General features: G+C 41.1%; 7 protein-coding genes. All 7 read left to right on the forward strand.

Translation table 11 applies throughout. The features are described from left to right. Positions 1–16 precede the first annotated feature (16 nt). The 7 genes from JHC30_03765 to JHC30_03795 all read left to right on the forward strand — a co-directional run bounded on the left by JHC30_03765 (position 17) and on the right by JHC30_03795 (position 4,174). Positions 17–460 carry a DUF134 domain-containing protein gene (locus JHC30_03765; GenBank protein MCI4463270.1) on the forward strand — a complete coding sequence of 148 codons (444 nt, stop codon included), beginning with the start codon at positions 17–19 and terminating at the stop codon, positions 458–460. A gap of 2 nt (positions 461–462) precedes the next feature. Beyond that, positions 463–798 (forward strand): DUF5320 domain-containing protein, encoded by a 336-nt coding sequence (locus tag JHC30_03770; GenBank protein MCI4463271.1) that lies wholly within the window; start codon positions 463–465, stop codon positions 796–798. Between the two features lie 63 nt (positions 799–861). Continuing rightward, positions 862–1,182, forward strand: coding sequence for a NifB/NifX family molybdenum-iron cluster-binding protein (locus tag JHC30_03775; GenBank protein MCI4463272.1), 321 nt, complete (start codon positions 862–864; stop codon positions 1,180–1,182). Between the two features lie 145 nt (positions 1,183–1,327). Next, positions 1,328–1,546, forward strand: coding sequence for a 4Fe-4S dicluster domain-containing protein (locus JHC30_03780; GenBank protein MCI4463273.1), 219 nt, complete (start codon positions 1,328–1,330; stop codon positions 1,544–1,546). Then, entirely contained in the window at positions 1,543–2,385 is an 843-nt protein-coding gene (locus JHC30_03785) for an ATP-binding protein (protein ID MCI4463274.1), read from the forward strand. The genes JHC30_03780 and JHC30_03785 overlap by 4 nt, the downstream gene beginning before the upstream one ends. Next, on the forward strand, positions 2,382–3,242 hold the full coding sequence (locus JHC30_03790; GenBank protein MCI4463275.1) for a P-loop NTPase: 861 nt from the start codon (positions 2,382–2,384) through the stop codon (positions 3,240–3,242). Before JHC30_03785 ends, JHC30_03790 begins: the two co-directional genes overlap by 4 nt. Further along, positions 3,215–4,174, forward strand: coding sequence for a radical SAM protein (locus tag JHC30_03795; GenBank protein ID MCI4463276.1), 960 nt, complete (start codon positions 3,215–3,217; stop codon positions 4,172–4,174). The genes JHC30_03790 and JHC30_03795 overlap by 28 nt, the downstream gene beginning before the upstream one ends. Positions 4,175–4,243: the final 69 nt, after the last annotated feature.

A 4,243-nucleotide genomic window follows, 5' to 3' on the forward strand; every position in this document is an offset into this window, starting at 1 on the left:
TATTGAAGGTGAAAATATGACTCGACCAAGATTTAGAAGAAGAATTGGATGGCTTCCACGCCTTGATTACTTTAGACCAGATGGAGTTGATGTTAGCAATATTGAGGAAGTTGTGCTTACCCTCGATGAGTTAGAGGCATTAAGGCTTGCAGACCTTGAAGGCTTGTATCAGGAAGAGGCTGCAAAGCGTATGAATGTTTCAAGGCAAACATTTGGAAGGATTATAGAAGAAGCACACAGGAAAGTGGCCGATGCAATTGTGAATGGGAAGGCGATAAGGATTACAGGCGGTCCTGTTGAATTTGATGAGAATTTAGTTAGTGCATTCGATTATTGCGTATGTCCAAACTGTGGATACATAAAGCCACACGAAAGAGGTAAGCCTTGCAGGTTTGAGGTTTGCCCAAAGTGTGGCTCGCATATGGTAAGACAAGTAAACATAAAGAAAGGAGGTGAATGAGTATGCCATTAGGCGATAGGACTGGTCCTCTTGGTTTAGGACCAAGAACCGGCAGAGGTTTAGGTTATTGTGCAGGTTACGGTGTTCCAGGTTATCTCAATCCGATAGGAAGAGGCTTTGGATACGGTAGAGGATTTGGGTTCGGCCGTGGTTTTGGTTATGGGCGTGGCTATGGATGGGGCTTTAGGTATGCTCCAGTTTCCGGGTACCCCTATAGATACGGTTACACACAAGTTGATGAGAAGGCAGTTCTTTCAGCGCAGGCAAAGGCGCTTGAAGAAGAACTCAATGCAATAAAAGCACGCCTTGCAGAATTAGAAAAACAGACTGAAAAGTAATCTTTGAAATCTGTCCGGGAGGTTCTGTTACTTCCCGGACGCAAATTTTTATGGAGGTGTATGATGAAAGTTGCTATAACTTCGAGTGGTAATACATTAGATGCTTTGATTGACCCAAGATTTGGTAGATGTGCGTATTTTATTATTGTTGACACAGATACTATGCAGTTTAAGGTGGTTGAAAATAGTGGTGCAGGAAGGCAAGGTGGTGCAGGAGTAAATGCAGCCCAACTTTTGATAGATGAAGGTGTTGAGGTCCTTGTAAGCGGAAATGTCGGTCCAAATGCGGAACAAGCACTCAAATCAGGCAATGTAAAGATTATAACAGGTGTATCGGGAACGGTAAAAGATGTAGTTGAGAAGTTAAAGAGAGGTGAGTTATAGTATGCGCTATGTAATTGGTGGTGGAGGACATGGTAGAGGTCGTGGATTAGGAAGAGGTATGGGGCGTGGTCGAGGCATGGGATACGGAAGAGGAATGGGATTAGGTCGAGGCGTGGGCATAGCAAATTATGGTGTTCATTCCAATATGGGTGTAACTGAGTCTCAAGCAACCTCAAAAAAGGCGTATGTTGAAAAAGATCTATGCGTTGGCTGTGGTGTGTGCGCAAATGTTTGTAGAACCGGCGCTATAAGCATAGTTAATCGGGTTGCAGAGGTTGATATCAATAAGTGTATCGGTTGTGGCGACTGTGTGAATGTATGCCCAAGGAATGCAATCGCTTTGAGGAGCATTGAGGAACTATGATAATTTCTGTTGCAAGCGGTAAAGGTGGCACGGGCAAAACTCTTGTATCAACAAACCTTGCTTTATCTTTGGAAGATAAGGAAATCCAGTTTCTTGATTGTGATGTCGAAGAGCCTAATGCCTTCCTGTTTATAAAGCCCCAGATAGATAATGTTATGGAAGTAGAGATGCCCGTTCCCGAGGTTAATGAGGAATTATGTACGCACTGCAAAAAATGCGCAGAATTTTGCGAATTTAGTGCTATCCTTGTGTCTCCGAAAAAGGTGCAAATTTTTCCTGAGTTGTGCCATAGTTGTGGCGGTTGTGTCCTTGTGTGTCCTGTGCATGCAATGAAAGAAAGACCCTTTAGAATTGGAAGTTTGAAAACGGGTAAGATAGGAAACATTGATTTTGTATATGGTGAACTCGAGGTTTCAAAGCCTCTTGCAGTCCCTATTATAAGGGAGGTAAAAAGGAAGACCAACAAAGATAAGTTGGTGATTATCGATTCACCGCCGGGTGCATCAGACCCGGTCATTGCATCTGTTTCGGGAAGTGATTTTACGATTCTTGTTACAGAGCCTACTCCTTTTGGTCTTCATGACCTTAAGATTGCAGTGGATGTATTAGAGCAACTTAAAATACCTTTTGGCGTCGTTGTGAATAGAGCAAATCTCGGAGATAGAAGAGTTTACGATTTTTGCAAGGAAAAGAATATTCCGATACTGCTTGAGATTCCCTTTGACAGAAAAATTGCCGAACTTTATTCTAAGGCAGTTCCCTTTATAAAAGTTTTTGAGATGTGGAAGGATAAGTTTAGAAAACTTTATGAGGATATCGAAAGGATTGTGGAAAAATGAAACAGATTGTTGTTTTAAGTGGAAAAGGTGGGACAGGCAAAACAACATTAACGGCGTCGCTTGCGGTGCTTTCGAATAATTCGGTTGTTGTGGATTGTGATGTTGATGCTCCGGATTTGCATTTACTTTTAAAGCCAGAAGTTTTGAATACAAAAGATTTTTATGGATCAAAACTTGCAAACATCGATAAAGAAAAATGCGTAAGGTGTGGTCTTTGCATTGAGAATTGCAGGTTTGATGCAATTGATGATGACTTTAACATAGATCAGTTTTTATGCGAAGGGTGTGGCGTTTGTGGTCTTGTGTGTCCGGTTTCTGCAATTTCTTACACAAAAAGGAAAGCAGGCGAAATCTATATATCGCAAACAAAATATGGACCGATGGTGCATGCACTTCTTTTTCCGGGAGAGGAAAATTCAGGGAAACTTGTTACTATGACGCGTCTTTTTGCAAGTATGGTCGCACAGGACTATAAAAAGCCTCTCATTCTTATCGATGGCTCTCCTGGAATTGGGTGCCCCGTTATTTCATCAGTTACAAATACCGACTATGCACTCGTTGTTACCGAGCCTACGGAATCGGGGATTCACGACCTTGAAAGGCTTCTTGAACTTATAAAGCATTTTTCCGTAAAGCCGTTTGTTGTAGTTAATAAGTATGATATAAATATTGAAAATACCGAAAGGATAGAAGAATATTGCAAGAAAAATGATATTCCTGTTTTGGGAAGGATTTCTTTTGACCCTGTTGTAACAGAAGCGATGGTCGAAGGGCTTCCTGTTGTAGAATATAGTCCCGAAAGTTCGGTTTCAAAAGAGATAAAAAATATATGGGAATCTTTAACGAAGTTAATTTAGTGTTTGGTCCGGTGCCGTCAAGGCGTTTGGGCAAGAGTTTGGGAGTAAATAACATACCACCAAAGATTTGCACATACTCTTGCGTGTATTGTCAACTTGGCAGAAGTTTGAAAATGACTATTGAGAGGTCCGCATTTTACAAGCCCGAGGAAATTTTTGAAAGTGTTAAAAGAAAGGTAGAAAGCGTAGAAAGAATTGGCGGTAAAATTGATTATATAACATTTGTTCCTGATGGTGAGCCCACCCTGGATGTAAATTTAGGCATTGAGGCAAAACTCATAAAGAAATTAGGAAAGCCTGTTGCAATAATAACTAACTCGAGTTTAATGTATCTTGAAAGTGTTCGAATGGATTTAATGAACTTTGACCTTGTTTCAGTTAAGGTTGATGCGGTATCAGTTGACTTGTGGCGAAAGATTGACAGGGCTTATGGAAGCCTTGACTTAGAAAAGATCCTTGATGGTATCAAAGCCTTTAGCACCGATTTCAAAGGGACGCTTATTTCCGAAACGATGATTGTCGATAGAGTCAATTATGGAGATGAATTTGAACGTATTGCAAGATATTTATCGACACTTCCAAATTTGAAAACTGCTTACATCTCAATTCCAACACGCCCACCTGCAGAGGATTGGGCATCGCCTCCTGCGGAAGAAGTTCTTAACGAGGCATTTCAGGCTTTTGAAAGTGTGCTTCGGGGAAGGGTTGAGTATCTCATTGGGTATGAAGGAGATGCGTTCTCTCATTCTGGGGATTTTGAGAGGGACATACTGAGTATTACTGCAGTCCATCCTATGAGAGAAGAAGCAGTGCAAAAGTTATTAGAATCGGACAAAGGAGACCCAAAAGTAATCGAAGCCCTTGTTGAAAAGGGCTTGATAAAGAAGGTTAATTACCAGGGACATACTTACTATGTAAGGAGATTCAGATAGTTAATTGCTATTAAGAAATCAGTCGTAGGAAAGCCTTGTCTTTTCATCTGTAAGAGTTGGTTTTATCAT

The organism is Caldisericum sp., assembly GCA_022759145.1.
GTDB lineage: Bacteria > Caldisericota > Caldisericia > Caldisericales > Caldisericaceae > Caldisericum.

Bases quoted from the DNA above. Each gene is read 5' to 3' on its own strand.
- JHC30_03795 (MCI4463276.1), top strand. From the start codon at position 3,215: ATGGGAATCTTTAACGAAGTTAATTTAGTGTTTGGTCCGGTGCCGTCA.
- JHC30_03790 (MCI4463275.1), top strand. From the start codon at position 2,382: ATGAAACAGATTGTTGTTTTAAGTGGAAAAGGTGGGACAGGCAAAACA.
- JHC30_03775 (MCI4463272.1), top strand. From the start codon at position 862: ATGAAAGTTGCTATAACTTCGAGTGGTAATACATTAGATGCTTTGATT.
- JHC30_03765 (MCI4463270.1), top strand. From the start codon at position 17: ATGACTCGACCAAGATTTAGAAGAAGAATTGGATGGCTTCCACGCCTT.
- JHC30_03770 (MCI4463271.1), top strand. From the start codon at position 463: ATGCCATTAGGCGATAGGACTGGTCCTCTTGGTTTAGGACCAAGAACC.
- JHC30_03785 (MCI4463274.1), top strand. From the start codon at position 1,543: ATGATAATTTCTGTTGCAAGCGGTAAAGGTGGCACGGGCAAAACTCTT.
- JHC30_03780 (MCI4463273.1), top strand. From the start codon at position 1,328: ATGGGTGTAACTGAGTCTCAAGCAACCTCAAAAAAGGCGTATGTTGAA.